Source organism: Escherichia sp. AM3 (assembly GCF_032029835.1).
In the GTDB taxonomy this organism is placed as follows: Bacteria; Pseudomonadota; Gammaproteobacteria; order Enterobacterales; family Enterobacteriaceae; genus Escherichia; species Escherichia coli.
In genome coordinates this window covers 1-543 of sequence record NZ_JAVUPQ010000525.1, presented here as the reverse complement: position 1 = coordinate 543, position 543 = coordinate 1, and the positions used below count along the sequence as shown (strand labels likewise).

At 30.9% G+C, this 543-nt stretch carries 1 pseudogene; it reads left to right on the top strand.

Annotated elements, in window-relative coordinates:
* Positions 1 to 258: 258 nt before the first annotated feature.
* Positions 259 to 543: pseudogene (locus tag RTW80_RS27030) on the top strand (LuxR family transcriptional regulator); the annotation flags it as partial.

The following is a 543-nucleotide window of genomic DNA, read 5'->3' as shown; positions in this document are numbered from 1 at the left end:
GAATAATTCTGTTTTGGCAAGCCCTGAGGACTTATAGCTCCCTGGCTCAAGTTTAATGATTTGAATATAATCTAATTGTAATATTTTAATCATCTCATGATTTTTTAATGCCTGTGGTATTTTTTTACGCAAAAATTTTATTTTTAATTATATTTCATTATTATTTCATCAATGTATTCTTTGGATTTTGCTTATAATAATAATGGAAGGGATGATTATAAATGAATGCGTTAAAGCATTTACACTCAGGATGAATATATGGGAAAAATTAAAATTGTAGTTTCAGATCAGCAGCCGTTTATGATTGATGGGATAATTGGATTTCTCGGACATTATCCTGATTTATATGAGGTTGTTGGGGGCTATAAAGATCTGAAGAAAGCTATAGCGGAGTGTAACAAATCTACAGCCTAAATATTTATTTTAGGAGAATTTGCAGGTGGAATGATGGGGGCCGAACTCGTAAAATGGGTTAAATCGCATAAGATAGATGCTCATATTATTACATTTGTAGCAAAGATGCCGTATATTGATTCAATAAAA